A 17043-nucleotide genomic window follows, 5' to 3' on the forward strand; every position below is an offset into this window, starting at 1 on the left:
AGTACCGATACGGACACTCAACGTCTGCGACGGCACTTCGCTGACAGTTCGGCTACGCCGTCAGGGGCAGCGCGCCGGGGTGCAGGGGGGCGGGGAGGTCGGTGCTGCCCTCGAGGTAGCGGTCGACGGCCGCGGCGGCCGAGCGCCCCTCGGCGATCGCCCACACGATCAGCGACGCACCGCGGTGGGCGTCGCCGCAGACGAACACGCCCGGCGCGTCCGTCTGCCAGTCCGAGCCGCAGCCGACCGCGCCCTTGGGGTTGCGCTCGATCCCGAGGGCGGGCAGGAGCGCCCGGTCGTCGGGGCCCGTGAAGCCGATGGAGAACAGCACGAGGTCGCACGGCATCTCGTGCACCTCCTCCGAGGTCGGCACGACCTCCCGGCGCCCCTCGGCGTCCCGGCGCACCTCGACCGACGAGAGCTCGACCGCCCGGACGTGGCCGCGCTCGTCGCCCACGAAGCGGCGCACCGCGGTGGCGAACAGGCGCTCGCCGCCCTCCTCCAGCGCCGGCGGCGTCCGGAAGACGTAGGGCCAGGTCGGCCACGGCGACGACGAGTCCTGCCGGGTCTTGGGCGGCGGGGGGTACTGGTCGAGCTGGTGGACGGCCAGCGCGCCCTGGCGGGTTGCCGTGCCGTAGCAGTCCGCCCCCGTGTCGCCGCCGCCGATGATGACGACGTTCTTGCCGCGCGCGTTGATCGGCGACGGGCCGTCGCCCTCGCACTCCCGGTTGGCGGGCACCAGGTAGTCCATCGCCAGGTGCACGCCGTCGAGGTCGCGACCCTCGATCGTGCGGTCGTCGCGGCCCTCGAGTGCGCCGACGGCGAGCACCACGGCGTCGTGCTCGGCCTGCAGCCGCTCCACGGGCAGCGCCGCGGTCCCGACCTCGCAGTTCGTCACGAACCGGGTGCCCTCGGCGCGCATCTGGTCGAGCCGGCGGTCGAGCTCCCACTTCTCGAACTTGAACTCCGGGATGCCGTAGCGCATGAGCCCGCCGATGCGGTCGTCGCGCTCGAAGACGGTGACGTCGTGCCCGGCGCGCGTGAGCTGCTGGGCCGCGGCGAGCCCCGCGGGTCCCGACCCGACGACGGCGACGCGGCGCCCGGTGCGGTTGCTCGGCATCTGCGGGACCACGTGCCCGTCGGCCCAGCCGTTCTCGGCGATCGACCACTCGACGCGCTTGATCGCCACCGGACCCGGCTGGCTCGTGATCGACAGGACGCAGGCCGCCTCGCACGGCGCGGGGCACAGTGCCCCGGTGAACTCCGGGAAGTTGTTCGTGGCGTGCAGGCGCTCGCTCGCGCGGTCCCACTCGCCCCGCCGGACGAAGTCGTTCCACTCGGGGATGAGGTTGCCCAGCGGGCAGCCGGCGCCGCCGGAGTGGCAGAACGGGATGCCGCAGTCCATGCACCGCGCGGCCTGGGTCTGCGTGCCCTCACGCGTCGCCGCGTCGGTCAGCGGCGCGTAGAGCTCGCGCCAGTCGGTACGCCGCTCCTCGATCGGACGCTTGGGGTTGTCCTCACGGGAGTACGTGAGGAACCCGCGTGGGTCAGCCACCGGCCGCCACCTCCATGATCACCTCGTGGGGGTCGCGCCCCTCGGTCTGGGCCCGCTGGGTCGCGTCGAGGACGCGCTGGAAGTCGTCGGGCATCACCTTGGTGAACCGCGGGACCGCCGCCGCCCAGTCGTCGAGCAGCGCGGCCGCCCGCGGCGACCCGGTGAGGTCGCGGTGGCGTTCGACGACGCCGCGCAGCCAGTCCGCGTCCTCGTCGTCCACCTCGAGCAACGACACCATCTCCGGGTTCACCCGCACCTCGGGCAGGTCGAGCACGAAGGCGATGCCCCCGGACATCCCGGCGCCGAGGTTGCGGCCCGTCGTGCCGAGCACGACGACGCGGCCGCCGGTCATGTACTCGCACGCGTGGTCGCCGGTGCCCTCGACCACGGCGAGCGCGCCCGAGTTCCGGACGCAGAACCGCTCGCCGACCTGGCCGCGCAGGAACACCTCTCCCCCGGTGGCGCCGTAGGCGATGACGTTGCCGGCGATCACGTGCGTCTCGTCGACGGTCCCGGCGAACGGCGCGTCGTCCGAGGGCCGCACGATCACGCGCCCCCCGGACAGGCCCTTGGCCAGGTAGTCGTTGCTGTCGCCGACGAGGTCCAGCGTCATCCCGGGCGGCAGGAACGCCCCGAACGACTGCCCGGCGGACCCGGTGAACTCGACGTGGACCGTGTCGTCGGGCAGGCCGGCGTCGCCGTAGCGACGGGTGATCTCGGCGCCGGTCAGGGTCCCGACGGTGCGGTTGACGTTGCGGACCGGCATCTCGAGGCGCACCGGCGTCGCGTCGGACAGGGCGCCCTCGGCGAGCTGCATCAGGGTGCGGTCCAGCGCCCGGTCCAGCCCGTGGTCCTGGGCCCGTGTGCGGACGCGGTCGGTGGGCGCGCCCTCGGGCACGTCGGGGACGGTGAACAGCGGCGTCAGGTCGATGCCCCGGGCCTTCCAGTTGTCCACCGCCTCGGCGGCGTCGATCAGCTCGGCGTGCCCGATGGCCTCGTCCATGGTGCGGAAACCGAGCTCGGCGAGGTACTCGCGGACCTCCTCGGCGATGAACCAGAAGAAGTTCTCCACGAACTCCGGCTTGCCCGTGTAGCGCTTGCGCAGCTCCGGGTTCTGGGTCGCGACGCCCACCGGGCAGGTGTCGAGGTGGCAGACGCGCATCATGATGCAGCCGTTGACGATCAGCGGCGCCGTCGAGAACCCGTACTCCTCGGCCCCGAGCAGGGCGCCCACGATGACGTCGCGCCCGGTCTTCATCTGGCCGTCGACCTGGACGGTGATGCGGTCGCGCAGGCCGTTGATCATGAGCGTCTGCTGGGTGTCGGCCAGGCCGACCTCCCACGGCGCCCCGGCGTGCTTGAGCGAGGTCAGCGGCGCCGCCCCCGTACCGCCCTCCCACCCGGAGATCAGCACGACGTCGGAGTGCGCCTTCGCCACGCCCGCGGCCACCGTGCCGACGCCGACGGACGCCACCAGCTTGACGTGGATCCGCGCGTGCTCGTTGGCGTTCTTGAGGTCGTGGATGAGCTGCTTGAGGTCCTCGATGGAGTAGATGTCGTGGTGCGGCGGCGGCGAGATCAGGCCGACGCCGGGCGTGGAGTACCGCACCTCGGCGATCCAGGGGTAGACCTTCTGCCCCGCGAGCTGGCCGCCCTCACCGGGCTTCGCGCCCTGGGCCATCTTGATCTGGATGTCGGTGCAGTTGACGAGGTACTCGCTGGTCACGCCGAACCGGCCGGACGCCACCTGCTTGATCGCCGAGCGCTTCGACGGGTCGTGGAGCCGGACCGGGTCCTCCCCGCCCTCGCCGGTGTTCGACTTGCCACCGATGTTGTTCATCGCGATCGCGAGGTCGGTGTGCGCCTCCGCCGAGATCGACCCGTAGGACATGGCGCCGGTGGCGAAGCGCTTGACGATCTCGGTGGCCGGCTCGACCTCGTCGAGGGGGATCGGCGTGCGGTCCTCGGTGCGCAACCGGAACATCCCGCGCAGCGCGCCGCCGGAGGAGATCAGCCGGTTGACCTCGGCGGTGTAGCGCTGGAACACGTCCCACTGCTTGGTCCGCGTGGAGTGCTGCAGCAGGAACACCGTCTCGGGGCTGAACAGGTGCAGCTCGCCCTCGCGGCGGTAGGCGTACTCGCCGCCGACGTCGAGGGCGCGGTAGGCCCGCTCCCCCGGGTTCTCCGGGTACGCCTGGCGGTGGCGCTCCGCGGTCTCGCGGGCGACGACGTCGAGCCCGCCGCCCCCGAGCTTCGAGGACGTGCCGGTGAAGAACTCGTCGACGAACTCCTGCGAGAGTCCGACGGCCTCGAAGACCTGGGCCGCGGTGTAGCCCGACACCGTGGAGATGCCCATCTTCGACATCACCTTGCGGACGCCCTTGACCAGCGCCTTCACGTAGTGGTCGATGGCCTCCGGGCACTCGATGTCCTGCAGCCACCCGCTGGTGATCATGTCTTCGATCGACTCGAACGCCAGGTACGGGTTGACCGCCGCGGCGCCGTAGCCGAGCAGCAGCGCGATGTGGTGCACCTCGCGGGCGTCGCCGCACTCGACGACGAGCGCCGCCTGGGTGCGCTCGCGGGTGGCGACGAGGTGGTGGTGCACCGCCGAGACCAGCAGCAGCGCCGGGATGGGCGCCCACTGCGCGTCGGAGTCGCGGTCGGAGAGCACGAGGATGCTCTTGCCGGCGCCGATCGCCTCGGACGCCTGGCGACGCACGCGGTCGAGGGCGTCGGCCAGGGCCCGCTCGCCCCCGTCGACCTCGTACAGCCCGGAGATCACCGTCGCGGCGAACCCGTGCATGTCGCCGTCGTCGTCGATGTGGATGAGCTTGGCGAGGTCGTCGTTGTCGATCACCGGGTCGGGGAGCACGACCTGCCGGCACGAGGCGGGGCCGGGGTGGAACAGGTTCTGCTCCGGCCCGATCGCCCGCGTCATCGAGGTGACGAGCTCCTCGCGGATGGCGTCGAGCGGCGGGTTCGTCACCTGCGCGAAGAGCTGGACGAAGTAGTCGTAGAGCAGCCGGGAGCGCGCCGACAGGGCCGCCGTGGGGGTGTCGGTGCCCATCGACCCGAGCGGCTCCGCACCGGTGGTGGCCATCGGCGCGAGGAGGACCCGCAGGTCTTCCTCGGTGTAGCCGAAGGTCAGCTGCCGGCGGACGACCGAGGCGTGGGTGTGCACGATGTGCTCGCGCGGCGGCAGGTCGTCGAGGTGCACCAGCCCGGCGTACAGCCACTCGCCGTAGGGCGCCCCGGCGGCGAGCTCGCTCTTGAAGGCGTCGTCGTCGACGATGCCGGTGCCGCGCGTGTCGACCAGGAACATCCGCCCCGGCCGCAGGCGCCCCTTGGCCAGCACCCGCGACGGGTCGACGTCGAGCACCCCGGACTCGCTGGCCAGCACGACGCGGTCGTCGTCGAGATGCCACCAGCGCGCCGGTCGCAGGCCGTTGCGGTCGAGGGTGGCGCCCATGAGCGTGCCGTCGGTGAACGTCACGCACGCCGGGCCGTCCCACGGCTCCATGAGGCTCGCGTGGAACCGGTAGAAGTCGCGCTGGTCGGTCGGCATCTCGGCGTGGTTCTCCCACGCCTCGGGCATCATCATCATCACCGCGTGCGGCAGCGGCCGACCGCCGAGCTCGAGCAGCTCGAGCACCTCGTCGAAGCTCGCCGAGTCCGACACGTCCTCCGGGCACACGGGCATCGCACGCTGGAGGTCGCCGGGGAAGAGGTCGGTGGCGAGCAGCGCCTCGCGGGCCCGCATGCGGTTGCGGTTGCCGCGGATCGTGTTGATCTCGCCGTTGTGCGCCATGACCCGGTACGGGTGGGCCAGCGGCCAGCTCGGGAAGGTGTTGGTCGAGAACCGGCTGTGCACCACGGCGATGGCGCTGACCAGGCGCTCGTCGCGCAGGTCGGGGAAGAACACCGGCAGCTGGTCGGTGGTCAGCATGCCCTTGTAGGTCATCGTGCGGCTGGAGAGCGACGCGATGTAGAGCCCGCACCCCTCCTCGGCGGACTGGCGCTCCGCGCGCTTGCGCACGATCCAGGCGAGGCGGTCGAGCTCGATGCCGGCGACCTGCCGGTCGGGGGTGGCGACGACGATCTGTGCGAAGTGCGGCATCGCGGAGCGCGCGACCGACCCGACGTCGGCGCCCTCGGGGTCCACGGGGACCTCGCGCCAGCCGAGGACGTCGAGGCCCTCCTCGGCGACGATGCGCTCGAGCAGAGAGATCGCCTTGGCGCGGTCGTCGGGGTCGGCGGGCAGGAACGCGAGGCCGGTGGCGTACGCCAGGACCGGCGCGCCGCCGTCGGACGACGGCCTGGGCTCGGGCAGCGCGAAATCGACCGTGGCCCGCAGCAGGGCATCGGGCACCTGGACCATGATCCCGGCGCCGTCCCCGCTCGTCGGCTCGCTGCCGGCGGCGCCGCGGTGATCGAGGTTGTGCAGGACGACCAGCGCGTCACGCACGATCGCGTGGCCGGCCACGCCGCGGGTGTTCGCGACGGCCCCGACCCCGCAGGCGTCGTGCTCGTACGCGGGGTCGTAGAGCCCCTGCGGGCCCGGAGCGGAACCTGCCTTCGACACAGGCATCCGGTGCCTCCTCGTCGTCGCGCGGGTGGTGGAGACCCGGGGACGACGGTGGCCCAGGATGAGTGACGGCGTTGCCACCCGCCGCGCGAGCGGCGGGTCCGTGGGTCGAACCCGGTGGGAGGGGGAACGGACACGGGAACGGCGGCGCCGGACCCCGACGTCCTGCGCGGTGCGTGGCCGATCCTAGTCCGTCAGCGGGCGTGTGGCAGGCCCGCCTGTGAGGTGTGCGTCAGCTCGTGGTGCGCGACGGGGGCTCCGCCGGCGCGTCCTGCTCGCGCTCCTGCTGCGGGTCGGCGGGCGCCGCGTCGACGCTGCTGGCGTTCGACGCCCCACCCTTGCCCCCGGCCTCGGCCGCGGACGACTTCTCCTTCGAGCGCGCCTCGACCTCGTTGTCGGCGCGCTGGTCCTCGTCGGGATCCCCGGTGCTGTTGGTGCTGGCCACGGAACCGGGCGTACCCGGGTCCCCGTCGCTCGAACCGGCGCCCCGTCCGAACTCCTCGCGAGGCCGCCCCCGGAACCACCACAGGTAGAGCACGGCACCCAGGAAGACGACGGCGGACACGACGACGTTGATCCGCACGTCGCCGAACACCCGCGTCGCCGGGTCGGTGCGCAGGAGCTCGATGACGAACCGGCCCGCGGTGTAGCCCGCCACGTAGAGCGCGAACGCCCGCCCGTGCGAGAGGCGGAAGCGGCGGTCCGCCCACACGACGAGAGCGGCGACGGCGAGGTTCCACAGCAGCTCGTAGAGGAACGTCGGCTGCACGATCGCGATCGGCGTGGTGTCGACGGCGACGCCGGTGAGGTTGTCCGGCGCCCCCGTCGCGGGGTCGATCCGCCGGTAGATCTCCAGCCCCCACGGCAGCGTCGTCGGCGCCCCGTAGAGCTCCTGGTTGAACCAGTTGCCCAGGCGGCCGATGGCCTGCGCAGTGACGATGCCCGGCGCCGCGGCGTCGGCGAACGCCGTCAGCGGAATGCCGCGGCGCCGGCAGCCGATCCAGGCGCCGACCCCGCCCAGCGCGATCGCGCCCCAGATCCCGAGCCCGCCCTGCCAGATGAACAGCGCCGCGACCGGGTTCCCGCCGGGGCCGAAGTACGTCGGCCAGTCGGTGGCCACGTGGTAGAGCCGGCCGCCCACGAGGCCGAAGGGCACGGCGTACACGGCGATGTCGGTGACGGTGCCCGGCTCGCCACCGCGGGCGACGAAGCGGCGCTCGGTCCAGAGGATCGCCACGACGATGCCGGCGATGATGCAGAGCGCGTAGGCCCGCAACGGGACCGGTCCGAGCTCCCAGACGCCCTGCGGTGGGCTGGGCAGGTAGGTGGGCAGAACCGTGACCGCTGTCTGCACCGCTGGGAGCACGGCGCCACGCTATCTGCCGGCGGTCAGCGCCCCGTGTGCTGGCCCCGGACGCCGGCGGCGAGCTCGGTGGTGAGGCGGGCGACCGCCGCCCGGCCGTGCTCGGCGGCGCTCACCAGGGCGGAGCCCACGATCACACCGTCGGCGAAGGTCGCGACCTCGCCGGCCTGGGCACCGTTGCGCACCCCCAGCCCGACACCGATCGGGAGGTCGGTGTGCGCCCGCGCCCGCGCGACGAGGGTGGTGGCGGTGTCCGAGACCGCGTCCCGGGCGCCCGTGACCCCCATCGTCGAGGCGGCGTAGAGGAACCCGCGGGTGGCCGCGGTGGTGGACGCGATCCGCTCGTCCGACGACGACGGCGCGACGAGGAAGATCGGGGCGAGGCCCTCGCGGTCGGCGGCGGTGAGCCAGCTGCCGGCCTCGTCGGGCACGAGGTCCGGCGTGATCACGCCGAGTCCCCCGGCGGCCGCGAGGTCGCGCGCGAAGGCCTCGACGCCGTAGCGCAGCACCGGGTTCCAGTAGGTCATCACCACGGCCCGCCCGCCCCGCTCCGCGAGCTGCTCGACGATCGCGAGCGTGTCGCGGACCCGGACCCCGCCCTTGAGCGCGGCGTCGACGGCGTGCTGGATCACCGGGCCGTCGAGCACCGGGTCGGAGTACGGCAGCCCGACCTCGACGAGGTCCGCGCCCGCGTCGAGGGCCTGGGTGAGCAGCCCGAGCGAGCCCTTGATCGTCGGGTAGCCCGAGGGCAGGTAGGCGATCAGGGCGGCGCGGTCCTCGGCCTTCGCGGTGGTGAAGACCTCGGCGAGGCGGGTGATGCCGGTGCCGGTGGTCGTCACAGCTCCCTCTCCCCGCTGGCCGCGTCCGTGGTGTCGGGCGCCTCGGTGGGCAGAGCGGCCTCGTCGACCACCCCGAACCACCGCGCGGCGGTGTCGACGTCCTTGTCGCCCCGGCCGGAGAGGTTGACCAGGATCGTGGCCTCCGGACCCCACGTCTTCCCGAGGCGCACGGCGCCGGCGATCGCGTGGGCCGACTCGATGGCAGGGATGATCCCCTCGGTGCGGCACAGGAGCCGGAAGGCGTCCATCGCCTCGGCGTCGGTGACGGGCTCGTAGCTCGCGCGCCCGGAGTCGGCGAGGAACGCGTGCTCGGGGCCGACGCCCGGGTAGTCGAGGCCGGCCGAGATCGAGTGCGTCTCGAGGGTCTGGCCGTCGGTGTCCTGCAGCAGGTAGGACATCGCGCCGTGCAGGGCGCCCGGCGTGCCGCCGGTGATCGACGCGGCGTGCCGGCCGGTCTCGACGCCGTCGCCGGCGGCCTCGTAGCCGATCAGGCGGACGTCGGCGTCGTCGAGGAACGGGTGGAAGATCCCGATGGCGTTCGACCCGCCGCCGACGCAGGCCACGACGGCGTCGGGCAGCCGCCCGTACGCGGCGAGCACCTGCTCGCGGGCCTCGAGGCCGATCACGCGGTGGAAGTCGCGGACCATCATCGGGAACGGGTGCGGCCCGGCCGCGGTGCCCAGGATGTAGTGGGTGTGCCCGACGCTGGCCACCCAGTCGCGGTACGCCTCGTTGAGCGCGTCCTTGAGCGTGCGCGACCCGGTGGTCACCGGGACGACCTCGGCGCCGAGCAGGCGCATCCGCGCGACGTTGAGCGCCTGGCGCTCGGTGTCGACCTCGCCCATGTAGACCATGCACTCGAGACCCATGAGCGCCGCCGCGGTCGCCGTGGCCACGCCGTGCTGGCCCGCGCCGGTCTCGGCGATGACCCGGGTCTTGCCCATCCGCTTGGTGAGCAGCGCCTGACCCAGCACGTTGTTGATCTTGTGCGAGCCGGTGTGGTTGAGGTCCTCGCGCTTGAGCAGGATGCGCGCCCCGCCCGCGTGCTCGGAGAGCCGGCGCGCGTCGGTGACCGGCGAGGGACGGCCGGCGTAGTCGCGCTGGAGGCGGTCGAGCTCGGCGAGGAACGCCGGGTCGTGGCGCGCCTTCTCGTACTCCGCAGCCACCTCGTCGACCGCGGCGATGAGCGCCTCGGGCATGTAGCGCCCGCCCCAGCGCCCGAAGTGCCCGGAGTCGTCGGGGTCGTGCAGGGTCCCGGCGAGGCCCTGGCTGGCCGTGCTCGCCGTGCTGGCCGACGTCATCGTGGAGCTCTTCCTGCGGGATGTGCGGGGGTCGTCGGCGATGCTACGAGGCCGAGCCAGCGGGAGTCAGCGCGACGGCTTCGGGCACGCGGGGTGCGAGCCCGCGGTGACCAGCTGGCGCACCGCCGCCCGCGGGTCCTCCGCCGTGGCCATCGACTCGCCGACGAGCACGGCGTCGGCACCGTGGCCGGCGTAGGTCATGAGGTCGCCGGGGCCGCGCACGCCCGACTCGGCGACGCGCAGGACCTCGCCGGGCAGGCCGGGGGCGATCCGGCTGAACACCGAGCGGTCGACCTCGAGGGTGTGCAGGTCGCGGGCGTTGATGCCGACGAGCTTGGCGCCGGCACGCAGCGCCATGTCGGCCTCCTCCTCGTTGTGCACCTCGACCAGCGCCGTCATCCCGAGGGAGTGCACGCGGTCGACCAGGGCGTCGAGGGCGTTCTGCTCGAGCACCGAGCACATGAGCAGGACCAGGTCGGCGCCGTGGGCCCGCGCCTCGTGCACCTGATAGGTGCCGATCACGAAGTCCTTGCGCAGGATCGGGATGTCGACGGCGGCCCGGACGGCGTCGAGGTCGTCCAGCGAGCCGCCGAAGCGCCGCTGCTCGGTGAGCACGCTGATCACCCGCGCACCGCCGTCGACGTAGCGGCCGGCGAGCCAGGCGGGGTCGGGAATCTCGGCCATCGGGCCCTTGGACGGGCTCGCGCGCTTGATCTCCGCGATGACCCCGATGCCGGGACCCTGCAGCGCGGCGAGGGCGTCGCGTGGCGGCGGTGCGGCCGCTGCGAGGTCCTTGACGGCCGCGAAGGGAACGGCGGCTTCGCGGGCGGCGAGGTCGGCCCGAACCCCGTCGAGGATCTCCTCCAGGACGCTCACGCCGGGTCTGCCCCTTTCCCCCGTCCGAGTTCGCTCCATGTTAACCCGCTGCCCCTTCCGTGCTGCCCACCCCGTCGGGAGGGCCGGAGCCCTGCCGGCGGGAGGGGTCCGGCGCTGGTTCGCCCGAGGGATCCCGGGTCGGGTCCCGGCCGTCGTCGAGCGCCTCCCACAGCGCCCGGTCCGGGTCCGCGGGTGGCACGCGGGGCGCGTTCCGGCCGCCCGGGGCGTCGTAGCGCGCCCCCATGCGCGGCAGGACCGCGGCCCAGCGGGCGGCGAGCAGCCCGGCCGCCAGCATGAGCAGGCCGCCGACCACGCCGACGATCGGGCCCGCGGGCACCGCCTCGGCGGGCAGGGGCCGGTCGCCGGGACGCAGGCCGACGGGCAGCGCGGTGGACGCGGGCGCGACGAGCCCCGCCGCGCCCCGCAGCACCGCCCACAGGCCGGCGACGGCGACGAGAGTGCCGACGACCCGCCGGCCCCACCCCGACGTCGCGAGGAGCCCGCCGACCGCGGCGAGGCACAGGAGCGCCCACGGCACGAGGATCGGTTCGGCGCGGGCGCCCTCGGCGGTGTTCGTGCGGGGCGCCGGGAGGCCGTCGATCACCTGGCTCACCCACGTGGCGCGCGACGACCCCCACAGCACGGCGGCCGCGACCACGAGCAGCACCACGACGAGCCCGAGCAGGCGCGCCGGGGCGTGCCCGCGGGCGGGCGGCCGCGGCGCCGCCGCGCTCACGGCGCCGCCGGGAGGGGATCGGCGAGCGGGACCGCGGCGGTGCCGTTCGAGCCCGTGCCCGCCGTGCCCGACGGGGCGGCGAGGGTGTCCGCGGCCGCGACGGCGGCGAGGACCGCGCGGGCCTTGTTGACGCACTCGGTGTCCTCGGCGACCGGGTCGGAGTCCGCCACGATGCCGCCGCCGGACTGCACGTGGGCGACGCCGTCGCGCAGCAGGCCCGTGCGGATGGCGATCGCGGTGTCGGCGTCGCCGGCGAAGTCGAGGTAGCCGACGATGCCGCCGTAGAGCCCGCGCCGGGTGGGCTCGAGCTCCTCGATGATCTCCAGCGCCTTCGGCTTCGGTGCGCCCGAGAGCGTGCCGGCCGGGAAGCACGCGGCGACGGCGTCGAACGCGGTGCGCCCGGCGGCGAGGCGCCCCGTGACCGTGCTGACGAGGTGCATCACGTGGCTGTAGCGCTCGATCTCGAAGAAGCGGCGCACCGTCACCGTGCCCGGCACGCAGACGCGGCCCAGGTCGTTGCGGCCGAGGTCGACGAGCATGAGGTGCTCGGCGCGCTCCTTCTCGTCGGCGAGGAGGTCCTTCGCCAGCAGCGTGTCCTCCTCGGCGTCCGCCCCCCGCCAGCGCGTGCCCGCGATCGGGTGGGTGGTGGCGACGCCGTCCCGCACGGTGACCAGCGCCTCGGGGCTCGACCCGACGATCTCGAAGGGCCTGCCGTCGGCGTCGGCGAGCCGCAGGAGGTACATGTACGGGCTGGGATTGGTCATCCGCAGCATCCGGTAGATCTCCATCGCGTCGGCCGAGGTCTCGGTCTCGAAGCGCTGGGAGAGCACCACCTGGAACGCGTCACCCGCCCGGATGCGCTCCTTGGCGACCTCGATCGCCGCGTGGTGCTCCTCGGGCGAGCGGCGCCGGCGCACCGTCGGAGGACCGGCGGGCACATCGACCGTGGCGACCGTCGACGGCGCGGGCGCCCCGAGCTCCGCGGTCATGCGGTCGAGCCGGGCGAGGGCGTCGTCGTAGGCGGCGTCCGCCCGCTCGGGGCTGTCGTCCCAGTTCACCGCGTTGGCGATGAGCGTGACCGTGCCCTCGTGGTGGTCCAGCGCCGCGACGTCGGTGGCGAGCAGCATGACCATCTCGGGCAGCTGCAGGTCGTCGGTGGCGTGCTCCGGCACGCGCTCGAGCCGGCGGACGGCGTCGTACCCGACGTAGCCGACGAGCCCCCCGGTGAGCGGCGGCAGGCCGGGCAGCGGATCGGTGCGCAGGCGCTGCAGCGTCTCGCGCAGGACCACCAGCGGGTCGTCCGAGTGCGCCTCGTCGTCCGGGCCGCCGGGCAGACCGACCGGCACCTGCCCGGTCCACACCGCGCGGCCGTCGGCCTCGGTGAGCGTGGCGGCGCTGCGCGCCCCGACGAAGCTCCAGCGCGACCACGACTCGCCGTGCGCCGCGGACTCGAACAGGAACGTGCCGGGCCGTCGGCCCGCGAGCTTGCGGTAGAGCCCGACGGGCGTCTCCCCGTCGGCCAGCAGCCGCCGCGTCACCGGGATGACGCGGTGGTGCGCCGCCAGGGCGTGGAACCCCGCGCGATCGGGCACGACCGCGCCGAGCGGGGCGGCGGAGGGGTCGGAGACGGCCACGACCCCATTCTGGCCCCCGGCCCCGACAGCTCCCGGCAACCGGGTCCGCGGTCGCGGTGATCGGCGCGGGCGCCGCAGCTCTGTCGACGACGGGCACGTTCGGCAGGCGCGCCTGCCCGAGGTCCATGCGCAACGTGCCCGTCGCGGCGGGGTCGGACGGTCCAGCGTAGGTGGGGCCGGCCCCGTCCCCGGTGGACCGACCGTCCCGTCGCTCACCGACGAGGGGTCGCCGGGGCCTCCTGTCCGGTCACGTCGGCGTCCGGCGCGGGCTCGCCCGCCGGCGCGATCGGCGCGGCCCGGGTCCGCGCCGCCACCGCCACGGCGCCGAGGACGACCGCGCAGCCGATCAGTTGCAGCACCCCGGGCACCTCGCCGAGGATCAGCGCGCCGAGCAGGACCGCGCCGACGGGCTGCAGCAGGAGGATCGAGGCACCCGTGGAGGACGCGAGGCGCGGCAGCGCGGACGCGATGAGCACCCAGCCGACGACCTGGCCGATCACCGCCAGCACGACGAGCCACATCAGGGAGCGCGCGTCCGGCGCGAGGTCGATGCCCTGCCAGAACGAGCCCACCGCGAACGACGTCACCGCCGCCCCGACGGTGGCGATCGCGACCGGGGTGAACCGCTGGCCGGGGCCGGCGCCGAGGCGCACGAAGAGCAGATAGCCGGCGTAGGCGGCCGCGGCGATCAGTGCGGTCACCGTGCCGCGGACCGGGGCGACGCCCGTCACCGCGTCCGGGTCGCCGATGAGGCCGCCCGCCAGCGCGACCCCGACGAGCATCACCGGGACGGCGAGCACGAACGTCCGACGCACCCGCTCGCCGAGGACGAGGAAGGCGAGCAGCGGGAGGATCACGACCTGCACGTTGACCAGCACCGTCGACACCCCGGCCCCGACGGCGTGCACGGACTCGGCCCACAGGGTCATGTCGAGGCCGAGCAGCGCGCCGCCGACGAACAGCACGACCGGACGGTTGCCCGTCGTCGGCGACGACCGCAGACGGCGTCGCCGCTCGAGCAGGGCCAGCGGCACGAGCAGCGGGAGGGCGAGCACGCAGCGGAAGAACGTCGCGGTGCCCGGGCTGACGTCGGCGAGCGCGATGAAGATCGGCGAGAACGCGATGCAGAGACTGCCGGCGACGGCGACCAGACGCGGGTCGACGCGGGGGACGACCGAGGGGCCGGCCGGAGCGGGGCCGACGAGGGAGCGCGTCACGCCCTCGATCGTCGGTCCGATGACCGTTGAGAACCAGCGAGGTTTCCTGCCCCGAACTCGTTAGAGTCGCTACCGTGTTCGCCCTGGACCGGCTCCGGGCCCTCGACGCCCTCGCGACGCACCGGTCGGTGGCCGGCGCGGCGGCCGCCCTGCACCTCACGCCGTCGGCGGTGTCGCAGCAGCTGGCGAAGCTCGACCGCGAGGCGGGCGCGGTGCTCACCGAGCCGGCGGGGCGGGGTCTGCGCCTCACGCCCGCCGGCCGGATGCTCGCCGAGCACGCCGCGGACATCCTCGCGCGCGTCGCCGCCGCACGGCTCGACCTCGACCGGCTGCGCGACGAGGTGGTCGGTGAGCTGCGGATCGGCGCGATCCCGACGTCGGTGCACGCCCTCGCCCCGGCGGCGCTCGCCCGTCTCCGGGCCACCTACCCGGACCTGCGGGTCGCGCTCGCGGACGGGGAGGCCGAGGAGACCGTGCCGGCCGTCCTGGCCGGGGACCTCGACCTGGCCGTCGTCGAGAACTGGGACGGCTCGCCCGCCCCCGTCCCGGCCGGCACCTCGCGCGCCCGGCTCTGCGACGACGTCATCGACCTCCTCCTCCCGGCCGACCATCGCCTGGCCGGTCCGGGACCGGTCGACCTCGCCGAGGTCGACGACCTCGACTGGGTCGCCGACGGCGTCCACACCCGGGCGGGCGCGTGGCTGCTCCAGACCCTGCGGCGGGCCGGGCTCGAGCCGCGGGTGACGTGCCAGGTCTGCGGCTTCGGGATGCACGTCGAGCTGGTGGCCGGCATCGGGGTCGCGGGGCTGGTCCCGCGCCTGGCCCGTCCTCCGCTGCCGCCGGGGGTCGTCGCGGCGACGACCACGCCGCCGCTGCGCCGCAGCATCGACGCCGTGTGGCGCACCGACCGCGGCACCGCGTCGGTGCGGGCCGCGGTCGCGACGTTCACCGACGTCGCCGCCGAGCGCGACGCGGCCCAGGAGGGGCCGGCTCAGGCCTCGGGGCCGAGCAGCTGGTCGGCGTCGAAGCACGTGTGATCGCCGGTGTGGCAGGCGGCGCCGGACTGGTCGACCAGCACCAGGACGGTGTCGCCGTCGCAGTCGAGGCGCACCTCGACGACCTTCTGCACGTGGCCCGACGTCGCACCCTTGATCCACAGCTCGTCGCGGGAGCGGGACCAGTAGGTGCCCTCGCGCGTCGCGAGCGTGCGGGCGAGGGCCTCGTCGCTCATCCACGCGACCATGAGGACCTCGCGGGTGTCGTGCTGCTGGGCCACCGCGCAGACGAGGCCGTCGGGGGTGCGCTTGAGCCGGGCGGCGATCGCGGGGTCGAGGGTCCAGGTCTCGCTCATCGGATCTCCACCCCCTCCTCGCGCAGCGAGTCCTTGACCTCACCGATCCGCATGATCCCGAAGTGGAACACGCTCGCCGCGAGCACCGCGTCGGCCCCCGCCGCCACGGCCGGCCCGAAGTGCTCGACGGCGCCCGCTCCCCCGCTGGCGATCACCGGGACGTCGACGAGCGCGCGCACCCTGCGGATCATCTCGAGGTCGAAGCCGGCCTTCGTGCCGTCGGCGTCCATGGAGTTCAGGAGGATCTCGCCGACGCCGAGCTCCTGGCCGCGCTGCGCCCACTCCAGGGCGTCGATGCCGGTGCCGCGGCGCCCGCCGTGGGTGGTGACCTCGAAGCCCGACGGCGTCGGCTGGGAGGGCGGGAGAGCATCCGCCGGCACGCGCCGGGCGTCGACGGACAGGACGATGCACTGCGAGCCGTAGCGGCGGCTGGCCTCGCCCAGGAACTCCGGGCGGGAGATGGCGGCGGTGTTGATGCCGACCTTGTCGGCACCGGCGCGCAGGAGCTTGTCGATGTCGTCGTTCGTCCGCACGCCACCGCCGACCGTGAGCGGGATGAAGACCTGCTCGGCGGTGCGCCGCACGACGTCGTAGGTGGTCTCGCGCTCGCCCGAGGAGGCGCTGACGTCAAGGAAGGTGAGCTCGTCGGCACCCTCGGCGTCGTAGAGCCGGGCCATCTCGACGGGGTCGCCCGCGTCGCGCAGGTCGACGAAGTTGACGCCCTTGACCACCCTGCCCGCGTCGACGTCCAGGCAGGGGATCACGCGGACGGCGACACCCATGCCCCTCAGCCTAACCGCGCCCCACGTGGGTGATCTTCTCGGCTATCGCTGAGAAGATCACGCACGAACGGTCGCCAGCGCCTCCGCGAGGGTGAAGTTGCCGGCGTAGAGGGCCTTGCCCACGATCGCGCCCTCGACGCCCTGGTCCGCGAGGGCGTTGAGGGTCCGCAGGTCGTCGAGCGACGAGACGCCACCCGACGCGACGACCGGGCGGTCGGTGCGCGTGCAGACCGCCTCGAGCAGCTTGGTGTTCGGCCCGGTGAGCGTCCCGTCGCGGCCCACGTCGGTGACGACGTAGCGCGCGCAGCCCTCGGCGTCGAGGCGGGCGAGCACGCTCCAGAGGTCGCCGCCGTCGGAGACCCAACCGCGCGCCGCGAGCCGATGCCGCCCCTCGGAGATCTTGACGTCGAGGCCCACGGCCACCCGGTCGCCGAACTCCGCGATCGCCGCCGCGCACCAGGCCGGGTCCTCGAGCGCCGCGGTCCCGATGTTGACGCGCCGGCAACCGGTGTCCAGCGCCCGGCGCAGCGAGGCGTCGTCCCGGATGCCGCCGGAGAGCTCGACCTTGATGTCGATCTTCTCGACCACCGAGGCGAGCAGCTCCGCGTTGGACCCGCGCCCGAAGGCGGCGTCGAGGTCGACGAGGTGCAGCCACTCCGCCCCGTCGGCGGCCCACGCCCGGGCCGCGTCGAGGGGGTCGCCGTAGCCGGTCTCGGTGCCGGCGACACCCTGGACGAGGCGGACGGCCTGTCCGTCGACGACGTCCACGGCGGGCAGCAGGTCGATGGTCACGGCGCGCGA

General features: G+C 74.2%; 13 protein-coding genes. 1 reads left to right on the forward strand and 12 read right to left on the reverse strand.

All coding sequences use genetic code 11. From position 1 onward, the window contains the following. Positions 1–52: 52 nt before the first annotated feature. The 9 genes from PH189_RS00590 to PH189_RS00630 all read right to left on the reverse strand — a co-directional run bounded on the left by PH189_RS00590 (position 53) and on the right by PH189_RS00630 (position 14109). Positions 53–1555 (reverse strand): glutamate synthase subunit beta, encoded by a 1503-nt coding sequence (locus PH189_RS00590; RefSeq protein WP_274186787.1) that lies wholly within the window; start codon positions 1553–1555, stop codon positions 53–55. Further along, complete coding sequence (gene gltB, locus PH189_RS00595) at positions 1548–6146, reverse strand: glutamate synthase large subunit (RefSeq protein WP_274186788.1); 4599 nt, start codon at positions 6144–6146, stop codon at positions 1548–1550. Before gltB ends, PH189_RS00590 begins: the two co-directional genes overlap by 8 nt. A 229-nt stretch (positions 6147–6375) precedes the next feature. Further along, positions 6376–7509, reverse strand: coding sequence for a prolipoprotein diacylglyceryl transferase (gene lgt, locus PH189_RS00600; RefSeq protein WP_378014883.1), 1134 nt, complete (start codon positions 7507–7509; stop codon positions 6376–6378). 23 nt (positions 7510–7532) lie between these two features. After that, positions 7533–8324, reverse strand: a complete 792-nt coding sequence (gene trpA, locus PH189_RS00605; RefSeq protein ID WP_274187157.1) for a tryptophan synthase subunit alpha — start codon at positions 8322–8324, stop codon at positions 7533–7535. Between the two features lie 17 nt (positions 8325–8341). Beyond that, on the reverse strand, positions 8342–9646 hold the full coding sequence (trpB, locus tag PH189_RS00610; protein WP_274186789.1) for a tryptophan synthase subunit beta: 1305 nt from the start codon (positions 9644–9646) through the stop codon (positions 8342–8344). Between the two features lie 66 nt (positions 9647–9712). Further along, complete coding sequence (trpC, locus tag PH189_RS00615) at positions 9713–10522, reverse strand: indole-3-glycerol phosphate synthase TrpC (RefSeq protein WP_274186790.1); 810 nt, start codon at positions 10520–10522, stop codon at positions 9713–9715. Positions 10523–10562: 40 nt separating this feature from the next. Continuing rightward, positions 10563–11258 carry a Trp biosynthesis-associated membrane protein gene (locus tag PH189_RS00620; protein WP_274186791.1) on the reverse strand — a complete coding sequence of 232 codons (696 nt, stop codon included), beginning with the start codon at positions 11256–11258 and terminating at the stop codon, positions 10563–10565. Continuing rightward, positions 11255–12892, reverse strand: a complete 1638-nt coding sequence (locus PH189_RS00625) for an anthranilate synthase component I (RefSeq protein WP_274186792.1) — start codon at positions 12890–12892, stop codon at positions 11255–11257. The genes PH189_RS00620 and PH189_RS00625 overlap by 4 nt, the downstream gene beginning before the upstream one ends. Before the next feature lie 212 nt (positions 12893–13104). Next, positions 13105–14109 (reverse strand): DMT family transporter, encoded by a 1005-nt coding sequence (locus tag PH189_RS00630; protein ID WP_274186793.1) that lies wholly within the window; start codon positions 14107–14109, stop codon positions 13105–13107. Between the two features lie 74 nt (positions 14110–14183). On the opposite strand from PH189_RS00630, the gene PH189_RS00635 reads away from it, so the two are divergent. Further along, positions 14184–15146: a LysR family transcriptional regulator gene (locus PH189_RS00635; protein WP_274186794.1), complete on the forward strand. Its 963-nt coding sequence runs from the start codon at positions 14184–14186 to the stop codon at positions 15144–15146. On the opposite strand, the gene hisI is transcribed toward PH189_RS00635, so the two are convergent. From hisI to priA, 3 genes are read right to left on the reverse strand one after another with little or no spacing between them, the layout of a single operon-like run. Then, positions 15101–15460 (reverse strand): phosphoribosyl-AMP cyclohydrolase, encoded by a 360-nt coding sequence (hisI, locus tag PH189_RS00640; RefSeq protein ID WP_274186795.1) that lies wholly within the window; start codon positions 15458–15460, stop codon positions 15101–15103. The genes PH189_RS00635 and hisI overlap by 46 nt on opposite strands. Next, positions 15457–16242: an imidazole glycerol phosphate synthase subunit HisF gene (gene hisF / locus PH189_RS00645; RefSeq protein ID WP_274186796.1), complete on the reverse strand. Its 786-nt coding sequence runs from the start codon at positions 16240–16242 to the stop codon at positions 15457–15459. The genes hisI and hisF overlap by 4 nt, the downstream gene beginning before the upstream one ends. A 57-nt stretch (positions 16243–16299) precedes the next feature. After that, positions 16300–17034, reverse strand: coding sequence for a bifunctional 1-(5-phosphoribosyl)-5-((5-phosphoribosylamino)methylideneamino)imidazole-4-carboxamide isomerase/phosphoribosylanthranilate isomerase PriA (gene priA / locus PH189_RS00650; RefSeq protein WP_274186797.1), 735 nt, complete (start codon positions 17032–17034; stop codon positions 16300–16302). Positions 17035–17043: the final 9 nt, after the last annotated feature.

Source organism: Actinomycetospora chibensis, assembly GCF_028737215.1.
GTDB classification, from domain to species: domain Bacteria; phylum Actinomycetota; class Actinomycetes; order Mycobacteriales; family Pseudonocardiaceae; genus Actinomycetospora; species Actinomycetospora chibensis.

What these genes read in the sequence shown, in the direction of transcription:
- gltB (WP_274186788.1), bottom strand. Translation starts at nt 6,146, where the DNA reads ATGCCTGTGTCGAAGGCAGGTTCCGCTCCGGGCCCGCAGGGGCTCTAC.
- trpB (WP_274186789.1), bottom strand. Translation starts at nt 9,646, where the DNA reads ATGACGTCGGCCAGCACGGCGAGCACGGCCAGCCAGGGCCTCGCCGGG.
- hisI (WP_274186795.1), bottom strand. Translation starts at nt 15,460, where the DNA reads ATGAGCGAGACCTGGACCCTCGACCCCGCGATCGCCGCCCGGCTCAAG.
- hisF (WP_274186796.1), bottom strand. Translation starts at nt 16,242, where the DNA reads ATGGGTGTCGCCGTCCGCGTGATCCCCTGCCTGGACGTCGACGCGGGC.